Raw genomic sequence first — 19,469 nt, forward strand, 5'->3', positions numbered from 1 at the left:
AGAGTACGCACCCTAACTTGGTTAATTCGTATAAAAAGTACTTTGAAATCTTAGCGCTTGGCACATATCCTTATCTGTCATTAATACTAAATGTTTTTTTAATCTAAATTGATGAAAAAATTAACCTTTCTATTTTACTCTTTTCTGGACTATACCAACTAAGAAGTAGTAATTAGAGATGATTAAAAAAACCATTGTTTGCACTGCAATCGCATTAAGCCTTTCTGCATGTAATACCGAGTATCACTATATAAAGGATTCTGATCGCCCCATCTATGATAGCGAGTACGCTTTAGAAGATGTCAGCGATGCGACTTTGTTAGTTGCTGTGGATTTTCAAAATAAAGAGTTTGGTGAAAAAATAAACCCGACTAATACGGGAAGTAAATACCCTGCAAAAATAAGTTACAGTCAAAGTAACTTATTGTCCACAGACCAAGGCGAAGTTATTGAGCTTTCTGAGATGGAGCAAGTACGTATTGATAACCTTAACTTAGTTGAACAACGAACTGTTTCGTTTTGGATTAAGTTAGATGAGTCTCAAACCGGAGAGTATGCGAATATTTTGGATGGAGGTCACTTTAATGGTCGCTCTAGGGAGCCTTTTTTAACTTTAAACCCTAACGGTGAATTTGAGTTATGGCGAAAATGGCATGGATCCTCTACTGAGGGTGATGATGAGCCACAAAAGATTCTAACAACTGATGTTATTAGGGAGGGGAAGTGGGTTCACGTAGTCTTAACTGGCGATAGGGAGTTTACTAAGATTTATTTGGATGGTGTACTCGCAGCAAGTGGTGACGCGATCAACTCAGCTTCGAATCAATTATCTTTCGGTGCATCACTAACTGGAAACCACGAACAAGTTGCATCTGCAAATATGCAACTGGATAATATCAAAGTATACAGAGGCGTGCTTAAGCAGGAATACATTAATGCTCTCTACGGAGAATTTTCTGGTGCTCGTAAAGTAACGTTAGCCCCTGGCTCTCCGACGCCTTCACATACGATTGAAAATGTTGAGTTTGATAATACAACGCTGTCTTGGAAGCTTGGGAGTGAATTTCGCAATAATGAAGTTGAATATACAGTATCAGTTTCTGAAAGTAGAGATATGGATAACGCATTCATTGAGTGGAAAACGCTAGAAAAAAATTACAACATAGGACTTTTACAGCCTAGTACACAGTATTTCTGGCGCGTCGATACTTTTGACGGTAGTACAAGTACTAAGGGACCTGTTTGGAACTTCACTACTACCGAAAAGCGTGACTTAGGCCTGCCTGATAAATTAAATGTTATGACTTATAATATTTGGCACGCAGCAGCTGACGCTGACCCTTTAATGGGGCCTGAATATCTATATGAACAAATAATAGAATCTAATACAGATTTGTTACTAATGGTCGAATCATACGGATACCAAAAAGAGCTAGCGGATAAGTTAGGTTTCCATATGTTAACCGACTCAGAAAACGGAAACCTTTCAATTCTTAGCCGTTATCCAATAATAAGGTCATTGGGAGATTGTAACTTCAATATCTGTGGTGCTAGGCTTTCTCTTCCTGATAATAAGCAGTTGGATACTTATGCTGTTTGGCTTACATCAAGTAATGATGGTGCAAATATTTCTGCGAATCCGGCATATTCTAACGATGATTTAATTGAAATGGATATGCCCAGAGCAAATACGATGACTGGCTTTTTGGACACCATCTCAGCGTTAAGTGATGATAATTTACGTCCTGTAATTATTGCTGGAGACCTTAATACTGCCTCGCACTTAGACTTCACTGAAGAGACAAATTATTACAATCGAGGGCAAGTAAACTGGCCTACAACGCTAGCTTTCGAAAACTATCAATATGTTGATACATTGAGATATGTTCACCCTTCAGCTAAAGAGGTTCCTTGTAAAACTTGGACTCCTGTTTTTAAAGCAAACCCGGGGCAAGCTAGAATCGATATGATCTTTGCGAAGGGCGACCAATTAACAGCTGTCGATGCTGGTTGTCTTCTTGATGAATCGCATCCTGTTTTTCATCCAGCCGATCATGGTGCCGCTATCACAACATTTAAAATCAATGAATCGCTTTGGGAGTCAATGCCTTCGTTAGAAGATGATTTTGATAGGGATAACTTAGCCTCTGAAAATTTTAGTTTCTTGGAAATCGAAGGAGATAAGTTATTAACAGACCTTGGGTTCGAAAATGACGGAGCCAACGAAATTTCTAAGTTACTAAGTGGTGGCCTCCTAGAAATGACGAATACGTCAAGCGCGTCACAAAGGTGGCTTCAACATAATGCAATGCCATCAGAAACGAATGGGTGGACTATCGAATTTAGGGTACAAGTTACTGATGAAGGTACTCGCCCGTCGGTTTGGCAATTAATCCCTAGAAGCGAAACTTTTGATGAGCGCTTTTTCATTGGAGCTAACGGAATTGGGTTGGATAGCAATAACGGTGCTTCTATCGAATATCCAGCAGATTTGTCATCGGAGTTTAATGTTGWCAGAATTGCTTTTGATCCATACCTCAAAGCTGCCAGAATGTGGCTAAATGGTGAGATCATAGACAAGAATATAGCTTCAAAAGAAGGATACTTTGATGCTCTTATTATCGGTAATTCAACATCGAATATAGTTGATGGCCAAATCGTTATTGATTACATCAGGGTAGAAGATAAGTATCATGCGCCTTAAATTTTAAAGCTTAGTGCCAGAGTTTCTGGCACTTCTTTTTTTGATGTTAGTCTAGTGGCACCTAGGGAGACAGAGGAATCTATTGAGCTAGAAAACCCTTCTTAGGTTAAATAGGTCATGGTTAACATTACAATAAAGTTTGTAATTAATTGAATAACCTGCCCCCATAGTTTATCAGCCTACCATTATTCGCTCTTTTATTTTTAATAAAAGCTAGTGACTACCACTTACCTGTATTTTCCATCGAGGCCCAAGGTTCAGCTGGTGCAAGAGCTTCACCTCTTTGTAATAGTTCAATAGAAATACCATCAGGAGAGCGAACAAACGCCATATGTCCGTCGCGTGGTGGACGGTTGATAGTGACACCGCTTGCTTGCAGATGGGCACATAGGTCGTAAATGTTATCAACGCGGAAGGCGAGGTGACCAAAGTTACGTCCACCAGTGTATTCTTCAGTATCCCAGTTATAGGTTAATTCAATTAATGGGGCACTGTTCGCGTGCGCGTGCGCCTCATCACCAGGAGCGGCAAGGAAAACTAAGGTAAAACGTCCTTTTTCGCTCTCTTTACGGCTTGTTTCAACTAATCCTAGCCTGTTGCAGTAAAAGTCGAGTGATGCATCCAGATCGTGCACACGTACCATTGTGTGTAAAAATTCCATTGTTCTTCCTATGTCTTAGTCACTTGGGTTTATTGTTGTGGCGACTATTCTAACAGTAATTCAGCAACGGCATCACCTACGCCTGAAGCGGATTGTGGGTTTTGTCCGGTTACTAAGTTACCGTCAACCACCACATTTTTAGACCATGCCTCGGCTGCAATAAATTGCGCATTTTCCGCTTTTAGTTGGTCTTCCAATAAAAACGGGACAACGCCCGTTAAGCCTATGGCTTCTTCCTCTTGATTGGTAAACCCAGTGACTTTTTTATTGGCTATAAGGTGATCGCCATTGGTATGGCGCATGTTTACTAAAGCGGCAGGACCATGACAAATAGCGGCAACGATACCATTTTGCTGATAAATACTGATCGCTGCACGTTGAACATGTTCATTGTCAGGGAAGTCCCACATGGTGCCGTGACCACCTGCGAATATAATGGCTTGGTAATCCAAAGGGGTCGTATCTGAAAGTAAAGCGCTGTTTTTTAACTGCTCGACAAGTTCTGGTGTAGCAAGAAAGCGGGCGTTGCTTACGTCTTCCTCGTCCCAGCTTTTAGGATCAACTGGGGCTTCACCGCCCATGATTGAAACTATATCGACAGAGATCCCGCGATCAACCAGTGCGTAGTAAGGATGCGTGAGTTCTGAAAGCCAAAAACCTGTTTGTGTTCCTGTACTTCCCATTGCGGAGCGGCTAGTAAGAACGATGAGTGCCTTTACCATAATGAAACCTTTAAGGTTAGAATTACAGCGAAAGCATAGTATAAGTTATCAAAAAGAGAGCGGTTAACGGTAGGGAAGCTATGCCGATAAAGAACGTCGTTATCGGCATGGATATGAACAGTTACATTGCCACCATCATTTTTTGTAGTAGGCGTATCATTTCTTTTTGTTCATTGGCATCAAGCAAACCAAGCATTTCTTTATTTATCGCTGTAGGTATCGGTAACAGCTCATCTTTAAGTGATCGACCTGCATCGGTTAAGTAAATCCGAAAAGAACGGCGACTGTTAGGGTCGTCCTGACGCTCTACTAGTCCCATCTTTTCAAGTTTATCTAGGGTACGGGTGGTCGTAGAGTTTTCCACTTTAGATTTCTGGGAGATCTCGGTTTGAGTCACACCTTCTTCTTCCCACAAGCACATCATGGTTGGCCACAGGGCGATGGTTAATCCGTGCTTTTTTAATTCGGTATCTAACTGCTTTGCTGTGCGGTTAGCGACAACATTTATCATCCATCCGAAGCTGGATTGACGCTCAAATTTTTCACTCATTGTGGTTTAGCCTGTTTGAAATGATTTAAGAGTAGGCAACTATTGTCATTGTAACTGATAGTGAGGCAACAAACAGCATCAATGCTTTACGGTTTGATGCAAATGAAAGCTGCTGAGCTAGCGTGAGTTTCTGCTTCCCGGAAATCATTGCCCAGACTAAGGGCTTTTTCTTTAGCTTGTATAGGATGATGGCTGCGAGATGAAGCAATATCAGTACAGGCAGCAAACGAGCAAATAGGCCATGTAAAGTGCCAGCAATCATAAATGCGTTATCAGTTAAAGCTGTGCTTAGAATAGGCAAGGAGTCAAAGAAACCAGCGAGCATTAACCCTGTTAGGCACTGTATAAGCAGTCCCGTGAGCATTAAAACTACCATCCAGCCACCTGCTGGGTTATGGCCAACTGTTGCCGGGTGGCGACCTTTAAAATACTTAACAACGGCTTGTGGCGAATAAATAAATTGTTTGAATCGACTTGTATCGCTACCGATAAGTCCCCAGCCAATACGCCAGGCTATTAAGCAAAATAAGCCAAGTCCTAAGAGCTCATGCGGCCCATTACCAGTGAACCCAGAAAATGTTAATCCGATAAATAATATAGCTTGTAGCCAGTGATATAGGCGTGTTGGAAGATCCCAGATTTTCATGTTGTTTATGCCTCGTTGCTTGTATTCACTTTTAATGTGGGACTAATTTACATCGCAACTGTTGCAGTTGCAACAGTTGTGATGTAAATTAGTTTCGTCACCTTGTGAGGGTGACATAACTACATAGAGGAAATAGAAATGCGAAATGTAAGATTCTTGACAGTAATGACTTTAGTTATAGCTTGTGGTGCAAAAATTACAGCGGCTTCTGCGGATCCAGTTTCATCGGAGACTGCAATTGCAGAGCGACAAGCGGCGTTCCGTGCCATTGAGCAAGGATCCAAGCAAATAAGTCGTGAACTTAAGGCGGGTAATGTTGATTGGTCTCTTACATCAGAGATAGCTGGTAACTTAGAAAAGAATTCAACGAATTTAGTACATTTGTTCCCTGAAGGAAGCAGTAAAGGTAGTAAGTCGAAAGAAAAAGTTTGGCAGGATAAAAGTCAGTTTGACCGCATGCTAGATGATATGGCACAAGGGTTTGTGTTGCTGAACGAGGCAACGGAAAATCAAGATCCAGTATTAGCTCAGCGTGGACTAAAGCAAGCAGAGTCAACGTGTCGTGCTTGTCACCGTCAATACCGTTCATTGTGGTAAAAACATGAACTTGATTATTTAATCATTTCAATGTTAAGTATTTTGTAAATATCCGTTAAAGTATGGGTACTTATAATCTTTAGGGTTTTCCCATGTTCAGCAAGTTAAGGTCTGATGAGTGGCGTACGCCACAAAACTTTCTCATTATTATATCGATAATCGTACCGATAGCTTTTTCGAGTTGGCAGGCATTGTTGAATAACTTTGTAATAGAAGAAGCAGCCTTTACAGGAGCCGATATAGGCTTACTACAAAGTGTGAGAGAAATTCCGGGGTTTCTTGCATTTACTGCGGTGTTTGTTTTGTTGTTTATACGCGAACAGCGATTCATGTTGTTGTCGCTGGCAATGTTGACTCTTGGTGTTGCAATAACAGGCTTTTTTCCTTCTGTTTGGGGCCTGTTAATGACGACATTATTGATGTCGACAGGGTTCCATTACTTTGAAACCTTGAAACAATCGCTATCTTTACAGTGGCTAAATAAAGATGAAGCCCCTGAAATACTGGGTAAGCTAATCTCTGTTGGTGCATTAGCGTCACTTTGTACCTATGGGGTTATGTGGGTATTGTTAGAGCAGCTTAATCTCGCGTTTAAATGGGTATATTTGATTACTGGAGCTGCCGCGTTTGTGCTTTTACTGTTTATTGCTTTGGCCTTTCCGCAGTTTAAAAGTGAAACCGTTCAAACAAAGAAGTTAGTATTAAGAAAGCGCTATTGGCTATATTACGCGCTTACATTTATGAGCGGTGCCCGACGTCAAATATTTGTGGTTTTCGCGGGTTTCTTAATGGTCGAAAAGTTTGGTTATTCAGCGGCTGATATCACGTTGCTGTTTTTAATTAACTATCTATTCAATTGGCTTTTTGCCAAAAAAATTGGCCGCTTTATCGGTCGCGTTGGTGAACGAAAAGCACTAACATTTGAATACATTGGTTTAGTCGGCGTATTTGTTGGTTATGCTTTTGTTGAGCAAGCTGAATATGCAGCGGCACTGTATGTTATCGATCACCTGTTCTTTGCCTTGGCGTTAGCAATGAAAACATACTTACAAAAAATTGCAGATCCCGCCGACATGGCTTCAACTGCAGGGGTGTCATTTACCATTAACCATATCGCTGCAGTTGTGATACCAGTGACGTTTGGCTTGCTATGGCTGTCGTCTCCTGCAACTGTGTTTTTGGTTGGCGCAGCAATGGCTGGTGTATCGCTATTGCTGTCATTAAACATTCCAGAGAAACCAGAAGAAGGTAATGAAGTCCGCGTATTAGCGTGGCGGTAACTATTGTTGTGAAATCATTACATAATCTTTTGTAATCATGCTTGAGCAATGTAATGAAGTTCTGCAAAATAGTCATTATCAATAAGAAAAGGTAAAGAACATGATTTCAAAATGGGCTGTGCGCTTTTTCCAAATGGCCGAATTGGTCGGTTCTTGGAGTAAAGACCCATCAACACAGGTTGGTGCGGTAATCACCAAAGGTAACCGTATTGTCTCTGTTGGCTTTAATGGCTACCCACATGGCATTTCTGATAGTGCTGACATCGATGATCGCGAAATGAAGTTGCTTAAAACGCTTCATGCTGAAGAGAATGCAATTTTGTTTGCTAAGCGTGATCTGGCTGACTGTGATATTTGGGTTACGCATTTTCCGTGCCCTAATTGCGCGGCAAAAATTATTCAAACCGGTATATCAACGGTACATTGCCCAGAACAAACAGAAGACTTTCTATCTCGTTGGGGTGATAAAATTAAAGTGAGCCAAGACATGTTTACCCAGTCAGGGGTAACGGTTAATTGGTTACCGCTTGATGCACTAAAAGAAAAATAAGCAGCTATTTTCTGTCAAAAGGGCTTACCTAAGGGTAAGCCTTTTTTGTATTTGTTATAAAACGATAGGTGCTCACTGACTCTTTACTCTATCACGAAGTTCTTTTTCACTGATTTACATAGGTAGACACTCATTTTCATTCAGGTTGTTACTATTTGTTCCATAGGTTGAAGGGCATTTATACCAGTTAAGCGTATTTAGAAAGCTGCTTTTTAATGACAACAAATTGTTTAGTGAGGGCTGGCAGTTAAAGCTTTTCCTCTACAGAATTAGAATGAGATTTATAATGAAAAAACTAGCTATCATAAATATTGGTTTACTACTTCTTCTTTCAACATCAGCAATGGCTAATAGCGTGATGGATAATCACCTTTCCACAGCTGGTGATAAGTCAGCCGCCGCTTCACATGTTCTCACTCAACCAAATAACGTTGAGATGAGTATTCTCGATATGCAACTTAAAACATCCGGTGATAAATCGATGGCTGCAGGGCATCAAGTTAACAGTCAGCTTAATGATAATAGTGAATCTGTTTTTGAATACCATTACAAAACAGCGAATTAAGCATCGAAAAAAATGAACTCTAGAAGGCCGCCAGCATGGGGGCCTTTTTTGTTGGTTRGCGTTAGAAAGAACAGTGTTACCCACACATACTTTCATTTTTATAAAGCTAAGTTATTCAATTATATGATTTAATTAATTCAAAGTGATTACAGTCAATATGCATAATGCGAGACGGTGAATTGTTAAAAAAGCTCCTTAATTGAAGCTACGCTAATCACACTATTAAAGTTGTAAGTATTCGAATTCGACTACGCTTACTCGAATGTACTTATGATCATTCGAGAGATAGATCACAAAAAGGTGAAAGTAACTCTCAAAGACGTGAATGGCTGACCATATTGTATTACAATAGGCTCAATTGGTGAGTTTAATCCGTTTAACAGACTTATATAGAGAGTTCGTATGAGCAACGACAAAGCGCTTGATGCTATCAGAAAGATGAAGCTTGAAAATGATACATCAGCGGGTAACTTAGTTGACCTGCTACCTATTGAAGTTCAAAAAAGGGACTTCGATCTTTCTTTCTTAGACAACCTTTCTGAAGCACGTCCACGTCTTCTTGTTCAAGGTAAAGATCTAGCAGAATTCCGTACAAAAGTTCAGGCAGATGAATCCCATTGCATGTTCGATGATTTCTTCAATAAATCAACGGCTAAGTTCTTAGACACAGCACCGTTTGAAGAGCCACAAGCTTACCCTGAAGAAACCGTTGGTAAAGCGTCACTATGGCGTCCTTATTGGCGTCAAATGTACGTTGATTGCCAAATGGCACTTAACGCTACGCGTAACCTAGCTATTGCGGGAATCGTAAAAGAAGACAAAGAACTTATCGCTAAAGCGAAAGCTTGGACGTTACAGCTAGCGACTTACGATCCCGACGGCGTAACGTCTCGTGGTTATAACGATGAAGCAGCATTCCGTGTAATCGCTGCAATGGCTTGGGGTTATGACTGGCTACACGCTTACTTCACTGAAGGTGAGCGTGAAATCGTACGTGAAGCGCTTGTTGTTCGTCTCGACGAAATCATGCACCACCTGAAAGTAACGGTTGATCTACTGAACAACCCACTAAATAGTCATGGTGTACGTTCAATCTCTTCTGCAATTATCCCAACGTGTATCGCGCTTTATCACGATCACCCGAAAGCGGGTGAGTACATCGCGTACGCATTAGAGTACTACGCAGTACATTACCCACCATGGGGTGGTGTAGACGGCGGTTGGGCTGAAGGTCCTGATTACTGGAATACACAAACTGCATTCCTAGGCGAAGCTTTCGATCTGCTTAAAGCTTACGCTGGTGTAGACATGTTCAATAAAACATTCTACGAAAACACCGGAGATTTCCCTCTTTACTGTATGCCTGTTCACTCTAAGCGCGCGAGCTTTTGTGACCAGTCATCTATCGGTGATTATCCAGGCCTAAAACTGGCTTACAACATCAAGCACTATGCGGGTGTTAACCAAAAGCCGGAGTACGTTTGGTATTATAACCAACTTAAAGGCCGTGATACTGAAGCACACACTAAATTCTACAACTTCGGTTGGTGGGATTTTGGTTACGACGATCTTCGCTTCAACATCCTTTGGGATGCACCCGAAGAGAAAGCACCGTCAAACGATCCGTTGCTAAAAGTATTCCCAATCACGGGTTGGGCTGCATTCCATAACAAGATGACTGAACGCGATAACCATATCCACATGGTATTCAAGTGTTCTCCGTTTGGCTCTATCAGCCACTCTCACGGTGACCAAAATGCGTTCACTCTGCACGCATTCGGCGAAACACTAGCGGCTATCACTGGCTACTATGGTGGTTTCGGTGTTGACATGCACACTAAATGGCGTCGTCAAACGTTCTCTAAAAACCTGCCTCTATTCGGTGGCAAAGGTCAGTACGGCGAGAACAAGAACACGAAATTCGAAGGTCACCAAGATAGCTACTGTATCGAAGCTGGTGGCAACATTTCTGACTACGACACAGAATCTGATGTGAAGATGGTTGAAGGTGATGCAACGGCTTCTTACAAGTACTTCGTACCTGAGCTCGAAGAATACAAGCGTAAGATTTGGTTCGTTCAAGGCAAAGTATTCGTTATGCAAGACAAGGCCACGCTTTCTGAAGAGAAAGACATGACTTGGCTAATGCACACGACTTTCGCTAATGAAGTGGCTGAGAAATCATTCACTATCCGTGGTGAAATCGCGCACCTAGACGTGAACTTCATTAATGAAGCGTCTGATAACATTCTTTCTGTTAAGAACGTTGAAGGCTTCGGAGAAGTTGACGAGTACGAGTTCAAAGACCTAGAGATCCACCGTCACGTTGAAGTGGAATTCAAAGCTGCAAAAGAGCACAACATCCTAACGCTTCTTGTTCCGAATAAGAACCAAGGCGAGCGAGTTGAAGTGTCGCACAAAATTGAAGGTAACACGCTTCTTCTTACTGTTGACGGCGAAACGGTAACTATCAAACTGTAATCACATTGGTCGGTTAGTAAGCCTTTTATTGGTTAAAAAGATTGCTCTAGGTGATTTGCCCTAGAGCCCTTTGTTATGACCATTTACTGCTCGTAAGAGCAAACAAACTTAGTGAAGTTACTTGCAACACTGATGAAGACCCCATCTATATTTAATAGGTAGTTATACTGTTTTAGCTATTGTTTCTGGATGTTCCTTGGGCCTTCTTTCAAATTGCTTATTAATTAATTCAGATCTAGTGATATTTTAAGTCATTCTGCAATTGCAAAAATGAGAACAAACATATATCATTAGCTCATATAATCATACAATAGTATTTTAGGAGTTAGACATGACAAAGCCTGTTATCGGTTTTATTGGCCTTGGTCTTATGGGCGGCAACATGGTTGAGAACCTACAAACACGTGGCTACCAAGTAAACGTAATGGATCTTAACCAAGATGCAGTTGATGTTGTACTTGCTCGTGGTAACGCAACTCAATTCACTTCTGCAAAAGAATTAGCTGCGGCTTCTGATGTTGTTGAGTTTTGCCTTACAACTTCAGCTGTTGTTGAAAAGATTGTTTACGGCGAAGACGGTGTTCTAGCGGGTATTAAAGAAGGTTCTACTTTAATTGACTTCGGTACATCTATCCCTGCTTCGACTATCAAAATCGGTGCTGCTCTAGCTGAAAAAGGCGCTGGTATGATCGATGCTCCTCTTGGTCGTACACCTGCACATGCTAAAGATGGTCTTCTAAACATCATGGCTGCTGGTGACGAAGCTACTTTCGAGAAAGTTAAACCTCTACTAGAAGATCAAGGCGAAAACGTATTTTTCCTAGGTAAACTAGGTTCAGGTCACGTTACTAAGCTTGTTAACAACTTCATGGGTATGACGACTGTTGCTACTATGTCTCAAGCTTTTGCTGTTGCTAAGCTTGCAGGTGTTGACGGTCAACAACTGTTTGACATCATGTCAGCGGGTCCTTCTAACTCTCCGTTCATGCAATTCTGTAAGTTCTACGCAGTAGACGGCGAAGAGAAATTAGGCTTCTCTGTTGCTAACGCAAACAAAGACCTTGGCTACTTCCTAGAGCTAGTTAAAGACTTAGGTACTGAGTCTCTAATCGCTGAAGGTACTTCTAAGAGCCTACAAGCTGCAGTTGATGCAGGCCTAGGCCAAAACGATGTACCAGTAATCTTCGACTACTTCACTAAACTCGAGAAGTAATTCGATAAAACCTCGCTACGGTGTTTCGCTGATAATACAGCGCTACTGTAGTGAGGTTTTTTATTGCACTATCAATCCTTGAGCTAATGAATTATTCCTAAGTATTTAGGTCTCCTTTAATTCGAATTATTCTATTCTTACTTTCCTAATATTTTCCCTCGCGCACCTAATAATAAAACGTAAATTATGACAACTACTGATGGTGACCTCTTTTTTGAGCTGTAGTTAACAGATTTTTGTATTATTATATATTCAATATGAAGCGGTTGATTTGACTGTTCTTATACACTATTAATATGGAAATCAATTTTATGCCTCAAGCCCTGCTGCCCAATATCGTTGACTTTATTGCTCATGTTGATCCTTTTGATAAATTACCCTCTGATTGTCAGCGTCAAATTGCTTCCTCTATCAAAATTACCTATATGGCACAGGGTGAGCGTATTCATTTTAGTACCGAACAAGAAGAGTCGTACTTGTATCTGATCCGAACGGGTTCGATGGAGCAGCGCAAGACGAATGGGGTACTACGTGCAAAATTAGGCGAAGAAGATATTTTTGGTTTCAGCTTTCTCAAAACAGAAGAGGGCACAAACAGTCAAGATGAAATGGCTTATGTAGCAACAGCAATGGAAAATACCTTGCTGTACCTCGTGCCACATCACAAGCTAAAAATCATTTTGGAATCTTACCCTGAGTATGCTCAACACTTTGCCGCTCAAGCACAAGTAAGAATTCAGTCAGCATTAAGTGTGGTGTGGTCTGATGATGAAAAAGGTTTATTTTTCAAGAAAGTATCAGAAGTTGCTAGCGGTAAAGTTGCAGTAGTCTCTGCTGATATGACGATTCAAAAAGTGGCTTATGCCATGACGGTTGAAGAGCGCTCTTCAATGGCTGTTGTTACCGAACAAGGTAAGATTACTGGTGTGATTACTGATCGTGATCTTGCCAAGCGTGTTCTCGCGCTTGGTATGAATACCGATAAACCGATTCGCGATGTGATGACCTTGAACCCCATGCTTATTGCACCTGATGATTTGGTCATGAAAGCGGCATCAAAGATGATGCGACATAATGTTCGTAGTTTACCCGTGGTGAAAGATGATCAAGTTGTCGGCTTGTTAACAACAACACACCTCGTGCAAGAACATAGAGTTCAGGCAATCTTTTTGATCGAAAAAATCAAATACACAAACTCGTTGGATGGATTAGCAGAGCTAACGGCAGAGCGGCAGGGTATCTTTGAAGCCCTAGTTGAAGGGAACGTTGGTTCAGATATTATTGGTCAAGTCATGTCGATGATTATGGATGCGTTTAATCGCAGAATCCTTCAGCTAGTGGAAGCTCGACTTGGTGAAGCCCCTTGTGAGTATGCATGGGTCGTTGCGGGCTCACATGCCCGAAATGAAATACATCAGTTATCAGACCAAGACAATGCGATTATTTTATCGGATGACGTAACCGATGATGACCGGATGTATTTCCAGTTATTAGCGATGGATGTGTGTAAATGGATGGATGCTTGTGGTTATAGCTTATGCAGCGGCAACTACATGGCATCAGTGAAAAAATGGTGTCAGCCATTATCTGTATGGAAAGAATATTACCGTAAATGGGCTTCAAACCCTGAATATGAGCGTTTGCTGAATATTAGTGTATTCCTTGAGGTACGTTCGATCTATGGCGCTCATGAACTCTCAGAACAACTTCAAGAACACCTTCATCAAGTGCTAGGTGAGAACCGCTCATTTTTAACTATTTTAGTGAATGATGCGACCTCAACGAACCCACCGTTGGGAATCTTTAATAAATTTGTACTTGAGAAAAATGGCGAGCATACCAATACGTTAAATATCAAAAAATATGCCCTTAACTTGATTGTTGACTTAGCGAGGATTTATAGCTTGTCGGTTGGAGGTACGCTGACAGGAACTGAAGAAAGGTTCCGCTATGCTTATGAAAACGGTGAGTTAAGTGAAGACAGCCTAAAAGATATTGTTGGCGCTTATCGATTTATTACCCGTGTTCGCTATGCCCATCAACTTGAAGCAATGAAAAAGGGTGAAACACCCAATAACCATATTTCGCCAGATATGTTTGGTAACTTTGAGCGTAAACACCTAAAAGATGCCTTCAGGATTATCTCCGAGCTGCAAGATGCTGTAAAGCTACGTTATAGCAAGCTTTAACTGTTGTAAAAAAGGAAATTGACGAATGAAAAGCTTGTTTTCAATGTTTAAGCCTCTTAATCGTTTAGAGAAAGCGAGATTGAAATGGCAAGGACTGCAAGATATAGGCGAGTTACCGCAAGTTATTGAACGCTTAGGTATTACCTGTTGGCAGGAGAATGATTTTAGTTTGAACGAGATAGATTTTCTTGTGCTTGATTTTGAAACCACAGGGTTATCACCAAAGAACGATCAAATTTTAAGCATCGGTTATGTGGAGCTTTCAGATGGGGCGTTAGACCTCGAAACATGTCATGAAACATACATTAAAGACAGTAGTGGCATCAATGCCACTACTGCGATAATTAACCACATCACACCTGAGATGTTACAGCAAGGACAAACGCTTGATTGCGCGATGACAGCACTCTTTGAGCGCATGCAAGGGAAGGTTGTTCTCGTCCATGGTCTAACGGTTGAAAAGTGCTTTATTGAGCATTATGTGCAGTCGCGCTACGGTGTCACCTTTCCGCCTATTTTATGGTTAGATACCTTGTTACTAGAAAAGTCGATGGCGATTAACATGCACAATAAAGAAGGTGATTATCGTCTTTCATCTATACGGGAACGCTATGGTTTACCGTCTTACCCTTGTCATGGTGCATTGATCGATGCTGTGGCAACAGGGGAGTTGTTTTTAGCTATGGTGAAGAAAATGTTTGGTACGGAAGAGCTAAAATTAAACAAAATATATGATGCTAATCACTTTGAGATGACAGTAAATCATCACTAGAGTCCACCTTAATCACCTTTCATGACTATTAGACCTTCTTGCTATTTGGTGAAGTCCAATCCTAAAAGTAAGAGGGTGCATTACACTTAAGGCAATGACTTAATAACGAGACCATTATTATAGCGATTAATGCTGAATTCTGGGCTGAGGTGGGTTTGCTTTATGCGATATCATCTATTAGTTGTCATAGCTGGTTTATTGATTTCCGGCTGTACTTCAATGTCCTCCCTTGATGTATCACCAACTGCCAGTAGCGAACAAGAACGTATCCGTGTGCATTATATGGAGTTGTATCGAACGATGGATAGGATGCCAGAGCCAGTGCCAATTATTATTTTAAGACCTGTTCATTCGCCAACGACATGAAAAAAAGATAAAAAAAGTCCCAGCTCAAGGCTGGGACAAAAAATGTTAATGTAGAAAAGTACGTTGTCTCTTTAACTAGGTTATTCAACTCAGTACAAAATGATCGACTAAATCAGGAAAACAATAACTGGGGGGGTTATTGAACTTTTGAAACTGCATCACGAACAAGCTTACCTAGTTCGTCCCACTTACCTTCGTCGATAAGGTTAGTTGGAACCATCCAAGTACCGCCACACGCAAGTACAGAAGGGATAGATAGGTATTCATCTACATTCTTCAAGCTTACGCCACCAGTAGGCATGAATTTAACAGGGTAAACTGCTGTTAGTGCTTTAAGCATGCCAGTACCACCAGAAGGCTCAGCAGGGAAGAACTTCAACGTGCGAAGACCCATTTCCATTGCTTGCTCAACTAGGCTTGGGTTGTTAACACCTGGTACGATAGTAACACCTTTGTCGATACAGTATTGAACAGTACGTGGGTTAAAACCTGGGCTTACGATGAAATCAACACCCGCTTCGATAGATGCGTCAACTTGCTCGTTAGTCAGTACTGTACCTGAACCGATTAGCATCTCAGGGAACTCTTTACGCATGATGCGAATCGCTTCGATTGCACATTCTGTACGTAGTGTGATTTCAGCACAAGGCATGCCATTTTCAACTAACGCTCGGCCTAGAGGAATTGCGTCTTCAGCATTGTTAATTGCAATAACTGGAATAACTTTTAGTGCGGCAAGTTGGTCGTTTAGATTACTCATAATAGTTCCTGAATATTGGTCAGAATATCGATTAAGCGAAAATGTTTGGCATTGCATCGGCGGGAATGACAGCACCTTGGTACTGAATAACCGTTGAAGCGACTTGATGTCCAGCATGCGCAGCTTCGTTCGCAGAGCCACCAGTAAAGCGCTTGGCTAAATAGCCGCCGCTGAAAGAATCACCAGCTGCTGTTGTATCAACAACAGATTTAGCAACTAAAGCTGGTACAAACGTGTGTGAATCTTGTTCAACAACAAGGCAGGCATCTTTACCACGTTTGATCGCAATTTCTTTTACGCCAGCAGCTTGTGTGCGGGCGATACAATCTTCAACTGTTTCATCACCATATAACATTTGCTCATCGTCAAATGTTAACAGGGCAATGTCAGTTAATGACAGAATGCGTAAGTAAGCCGCTTTTGCGTCTTCTTTATCTTGCCATAACTTTGGACGGTAGTTGTTATCAAACAACACTCTACCGCCTTTAGCACTGAATGCTTCTAAGAAAGTGAACAGTTGGTCACGACTTTCTTTTGTTAAGATAGCAAGGCTGATACCACTTAAGTACACAGCATCAAAATCCATTAATTCGCTAAGAAGCGTTTGGCTTTGAGGCTGCTCTAACAGGTATTTTGCTGCAGCATCATTTCGCCAGTAATGGAAGCTACGCTCACCAGTTTCATCGGTTTCGATGTAGTACAAGCCAGGGTGCTTGTCTGCAAGACGGATAATCTTGCTAGTGTCAATGCTCTCTGCATTCCATGCAGTCATCATCTCTTCACTGAAATTGTCAGTACCTAGCGCAGTGACGTACGTAGTTTGGATATCCTTGTCCTTGGTCAGGCGAGACAAGTAAACAGCAGTATTTAGTGTGTCACCACCAAAAGCACGGTTAAGCTGAGAGTGTTTCTCTTGCAGCTCGATCATGCACTCACCAATAATGGCAATTTTAAACGCGGCCATATTAACTCCGGGAAAGGTGATGGGAAGGTTATTGGGGAACAGCCTTCCCATCAGGGTAAACAGGGTAATTACTTCAAGAAGTCCTGACGAACAGGAGAGAATGCATCAAGAAGGATGCTATCTTGCTCAAGTGCAACAGCACCGTGTACAGCAAGCTTTTTCGCGATATAAGCATCACCTTTCTTCAGTATACGCTTCTCACCGTCAATTTCTGCTTCGAAACTACCTTCAACAACATAGCCAATTTGGTCATGAATATCATGAGCATGGGGGTGACCAATAGCGCCTTTATCAAAGTTTAGGTGTACTAGCATTAGCTCTTCAGTGTGACCAACGATTTTACGCTTAATACCGTCGCCTAGGTCTTCCCATGGTGTGCTGTTGATATCGAAAAACATTGTGTGACTCTCCAAAAAACATTAAGTATTAAAATATTACAAATATAAGTAGGGTACAAAGGGTCATTCCCTTTGTTGTTATTAGGATTAAATGGTGCTTACCTCGGCAGCCGCCTCAGGCTTTTTTCTTGAAGCATTCACAAGCAAGATACCTACTGTTAGCACGATAGATCCACACAAAATAAACAGTAATCGGCCTGATGGTTCATTTGGAATTAGAGCCATTGCTAGAATACCAAAGCCTGCAGTCGTAATTAGATTACCAAGCATTGAACGCTGTTTAGTATCCAGTGATTGCTGGTCTTCGCCACTAGCAACCAGTGGGGTATTCCAGTTTTCGAATAGCTTATTAACTTCAGCTTCACGCTCAGCCGTTCGGCCTTTGTAGAGCAGAGTTGTTAGGATGAAGAAGCCACCTGTAATGGCAACGTGTGCTGCTAAGCTTAAGCCGACAACTAAATCACTCCATTCGCGACCTGTTAGGGGCTGCTCAAGGCCAAACAGAGCTTCGATATGGTGTGCTTTTAGCATGATACCGAATACGTAAGAGACCAAACCACCAACGATGAGTGTCGACCAACCCGCCCAGTCAGGGGTTTTACGAATCCACATACCGAGTAGTACAGGGATAAGCATTGGGAAGCCAATTAATGCACCAATGTTTAGTACGATATCAAACAAGCTCAAGTGACGTAGTGAGTTAATATACAAACCAATCGAGATGATAATGAAGCCCATCAAGATAGTGGTTAATTTACTTACTAGCACTAGCTCTTTCTGTGTCGCGTTCTGACGGAAAATTGGTTGGTAGAAGTTACAAACAAAAATACCGGCATTACGGTTCAAGCCTGAATCCATTGAAGACATGGTTGCAGCGAACATCGCAGACATTAGTAGACCAACCATACCCGCTGGCATAACGTTCTGAACGAATGCTAGGTAAGCAGCATCACCGGCTTTGTCACCCATAGAGCTATATTGAGCGGCAAAATCAGGCATGAATGCACTTACATACCAAGGCGGTAGGAACCAAATAATTGGGCCAACAATCATTAGGATACAAGCAAGGCCTGCGGCTTTACGCGCATTCTCACTGTCTTTTGCTGCTAAGTAACGGTAAGCATTGATACTGTTGTTCATTACACCAAATTGTTTGATGAAAATGAAAACAACCCAAAGAATGAAAATACTAATGTAATTCATGTTGTTACCAACCAAGAAATCACCTTGGAAGTTATCAACAATGTTAGTAATACCACCACCGTGGAAGTAGGCAGCAATTGCACAAGTAATGGTTACAGCCATAATTACCAACATCTGCATGAAGTCAGATGCGATAACAGCCCATGAACCACCTGTTACAGCCATGCCCATCAGTACGATGCCAGTAAAGATAATCGTTGTTTCCATTGGAATGTTGAAAACAGCAGCTACAAAAATAGCCAGACCGTTCAACCAAACACCCGCCGAAATCAAGCTATCAGGCATACTTGCCCAAGTGAACCATTGCTCAGTGGTTTTACCAAAACGCATACGGATAGCATCAATTGCTGTTACTACACGTAATTGTCGGAATTTCGGTGCAAAATACAGATAGTTAAGTAAATAACCAAATGCGTTCGCTAAGAACAAGATGACGACTGCAAATCCATCTGTAAATGCTTTCCCTGCTGCACCAGTAAACGTCCATGCTGAAAATTGCGTCATAAATGCAGTGGCACCAACCATCCACCACAGCATCTTACCGCCCCCTCTAAAGTAATCACTGGTATTGGTGGTAAATTTTCTAAACATCCAACCAATTGCGATTAGAAATAGGAAATAGGCCAGTACTACAAAAGTATCAATGGTCATTTTTTTTCAGCCTTAAGTTATCGAACTGGGCGTATTTTATGCCTCGAAAAGTTATATTGTAATACAAGGGTTCTGGTTTCGTGATGGTCGTCATGTTTATTTTTCTGTATCTTCGTGCTTCATAGACGCTGTATTTTGGTTAAAGTGTTGATTTTAAATGGCTAAGTTGTTCTGTTCTTTGTGGTTATTATTCGACT

The 19,469-nt window shown here is 41.5% G+C and carries 18 protein-coding genes; 10 read left to right on the forward strand and 8 right to left on the reverse strand.

Annotated features, from left to right (window positions below; genetic code table 11):
* The first annotated feature begins 178 nt into the window (after nucleotides 1-178).
* Complete coding sequence (locus tag L4D09_RS25050) at nucleotides 179-2,704, forward strand: LamG-like jellyroll fold domain-containing protein (RefSeq protein WP_428460271.1); 2,526 nt, start codon at nucleotides 179-181, stop codon at nucleotides 2,702-2,704.
* 220 nt (nucleotides 2,705-2,924) lie between these two features.
* Here the strand turns inward: L4D09_RS25050 and L4D09_RS25055 are convergent, their stop codons facing one another.
* From L4D09_RS25055 to L4D09_RS25070, 4 genes are all read right to left on the reverse strand, one after another.
* Nucleotides 2,925-3,365, reverse strand: a complete 441-nt coding sequence (locus tag L4D09_RS25055; protein ID WP_428460272.1) for a VOC family protein — start codon at nucleotides 3,363-3,365, stop codon at nucleotides 2,925-2,927.
* A gap of 44 nt (nucleotides 3,366-3,409) precedes the next feature.
* A complete protein-coding gene (locus L4D09_RS25060; protein WP_428460273.1) occupies nucleotides 3,410-4,087 on the reverse strand; it encodes a type 1 glutamine amidotransferase domain-containing protein in 678 nt (225 codons plus the stop codon).
* A gap of 121 nt (nucleotides 4,088-4,208) precedes the next feature.
* Nucleotides 4,209-4,637 (reverse strand): MarR family winged helix-turn-helix transcriptional regulator, encoded by a 429-nt coding sequence (locus L4D09_RS25065; RefSeq protein WP_428460274.1) that lies wholly within the window; start codon nucleotides 4,635-4,637, stop codon nucleotides 4,209-4,211.
* A gap of 25 nt (nucleotides 4,638-4,662) precedes the next feature.
* Nucleotides 4,663-5,283: a cytochrome b/b6 domain-containing protein gene (locus L4D09_RS25070; RefSeq protein ID WP_428460275.1), complete on the reverse strand. Its 621-nt coding sequence runs from the start codon at nucleotides 5,281-5,283 to the stop codon at nucleotides 4,663-4,665.
* Between the two features lie 138 nt (nucleotides 5,284-5,421).
* Between L4D09_RS25070 and L4D09_RS25075 the strand changes: the two genes are divergently transcribed.
* The 9 genes from L4D09_RS25075 to L4D09_RS25115 all read left to right on the forward strand — a co-directional run bounded on the left by L4D09_RS25075 (nucleotide 5,422) and on the right by L4D09_RS25115 (nucleotide 15,296).
* Nucleotides 5,422-5,880, forward strand: coding sequence for a cytochrome c (locus L4D09_RS25075; protein WP_428460276.1), 459 nt, complete (start codon nucleotides 5,422-5,424; stop codon nucleotides 5,878-5,880).
* Between the two features lie 92 nt (nucleotides 5,881-5,972).
* Complete coding sequence (locus tag L4D09_RS25080; protein ID WP_428460277.1) at nucleotides 5,973-7,160, forward strand: MFS transporter; 1,188 nt, start codon at nucleotides 5,973-5,975, stop codon at nucleotides 7,158-7,160.
* A gap of 100 nt (nucleotides 7,161-7,260) precedes the next feature.
* A complete protein-coding gene (locus tag L4D09_RS25085) occupies nucleotides 7,261-7,710 on the forward strand; it encodes a dCMP deaminase family protein (RefSeq protein WP_428460278.1) in 450 nt (149 codons plus the stop codon).
* A 286-nt stretch (nucleotides 7,711-7,996) separates the two neighbouring features.
* Nucleotides 7,997-8,275, forward strand: coding sequence for a hypothetical protein (locus tag L4D09_RS25090; RefSeq protein ID WP_428460279.1), 279 nt, complete (start codon nucleotides 7,997-7,999; stop codon nucleotides 8,273-8,275).
* Nucleotides 8,276-8,677: 402 nt separating this feature from the next.
* Nucleotides 8,678-10,756, forward strand: a complete 2,079-nt coding sequence (locus L4D09_RS25095; RefSeq protein WP_428460280.1) for a DUF4962 domain-containing protein — start codon at nucleotides 8,678-8,680, stop codon at nucleotides 10,754-10,756.
* Nucleotides 10,757-11,087: 331 nt separating this feature from the next.
* A complete protein-coding gene (locus L4D09_RS25100) occupies nucleotides 11,088-11,969 on the forward strand; it encodes an NAD(P)-dependent oxidoreductase (protein ID WP_428460281.1) in 882 nt (293 codons plus the stop codon).
* Nucleotides 11,970-12,280: 311 nt separating this feature from the next.
* Complete coding sequence (locus tag L4D09_RS25105; RefSeq protein ID WP_428460282.1) at nucleotides 12,281-14,158, forward strand: putative nucleotidyltransferase substrate binding domain-containing protein; 1,878 nt, start codon at nucleotides 12,281-12,283, stop codon at nucleotides 14,156-14,158.
* A 25-nt stretch (nucleotides 14,159-14,183) separates the two neighbouring features.
* Complete coding sequence (locus L4D09_RS25110) at nucleotides 14,184-14,930, forward strand: 3'-5' exonuclease (protein ID WP_428460283.1); 747 nt, start codon at nucleotides 14,184-14,186, stop codon at nucleotides 14,928-14,930.
* A 162-nt stretch (nucleotides 14,931-15,092) separates the two neighbouring features.
* A complete protein-coding gene (locus tag L4D09_RS25115) occupies nucleotides 15,093-15,296 on the forward strand; it encodes a hypothetical protein (RefSeq protein WP_428460284.1) in 204 nt (67 codons plus the stop codon).
* A gap of 136 nt (nucleotides 15,297-15,432) precedes the next feature.
* Here the strand turns inward: L4D09_RS25115 and L4D09_RS25120 are convergent, their stop codons facing one another.
* From L4D09_RS25120 to L4D09_RS25135, 4 genes are all read right to left on the reverse strand, one after another.
* A complete protein-coding gene (locus L4D09_RS25120; RefSeq protein WP_428460285.1) occupies nucleotides 15,433-16,056 on the reverse strand; it encodes a bifunctional 4-hydroxy-2-oxoglutarate aldolase/2-dehydro-3-deoxy-phosphogluconate aldolase in 624 nt (207 codons plus the stop codon).
* A 31-nt stretch (nucleotides 16,057-16,087) separates the two neighbouring features.
* Nucleotides 16,088-17,020, reverse strand: coding sequence for a 2-dehydro-3-deoxygluconokinase (gene kdgK / locus L4D09_RS25125; RefSeq protein WP_428460286.1), 933 nt, complete (start codon nucleotides 17,018-17,020; stop codon nucleotides 16,088-16,090).
* 68 nt (nucleotides 17,021-17,088) lie between these two features.
* Nucleotides 17,089-17,418 (reverse strand): cupin domain-containing protein, encoded by a 330-nt coding sequence (locus L4D09_RS25130; protein ID WP_428460287.1) that lies wholly within the window; start codon nucleotides 17,416-17,418, stop codon nucleotides 17,089-17,091.
* A gap of 87 nt (nucleotides 17,419-17,505) precedes the next feature.
* Complete coding sequence (locus L4D09_RS25135) at nucleotides 17,506-19,272, reverse strand: sodium:solute symporter family transporter (RefSeq protein ID WP_428460288.1); 1,767 nt, start codon at nucleotides 19,270-19,272, stop codon at nucleotides 17,506-17,508.
* Between the last annotated feature and the right edge of the window lie 197 nt (nucleotides 19,273-19,469).

Source organism: Photobacterium makurazakiensis, from assembly GCF_050336715.1.
Lineage (GTDB): Bacteria > Pseudomonadota > Gammaproteobacteria > Enterobacterales > Vibrionaceae > Photobacterium > Photobacterium makurazakiensis.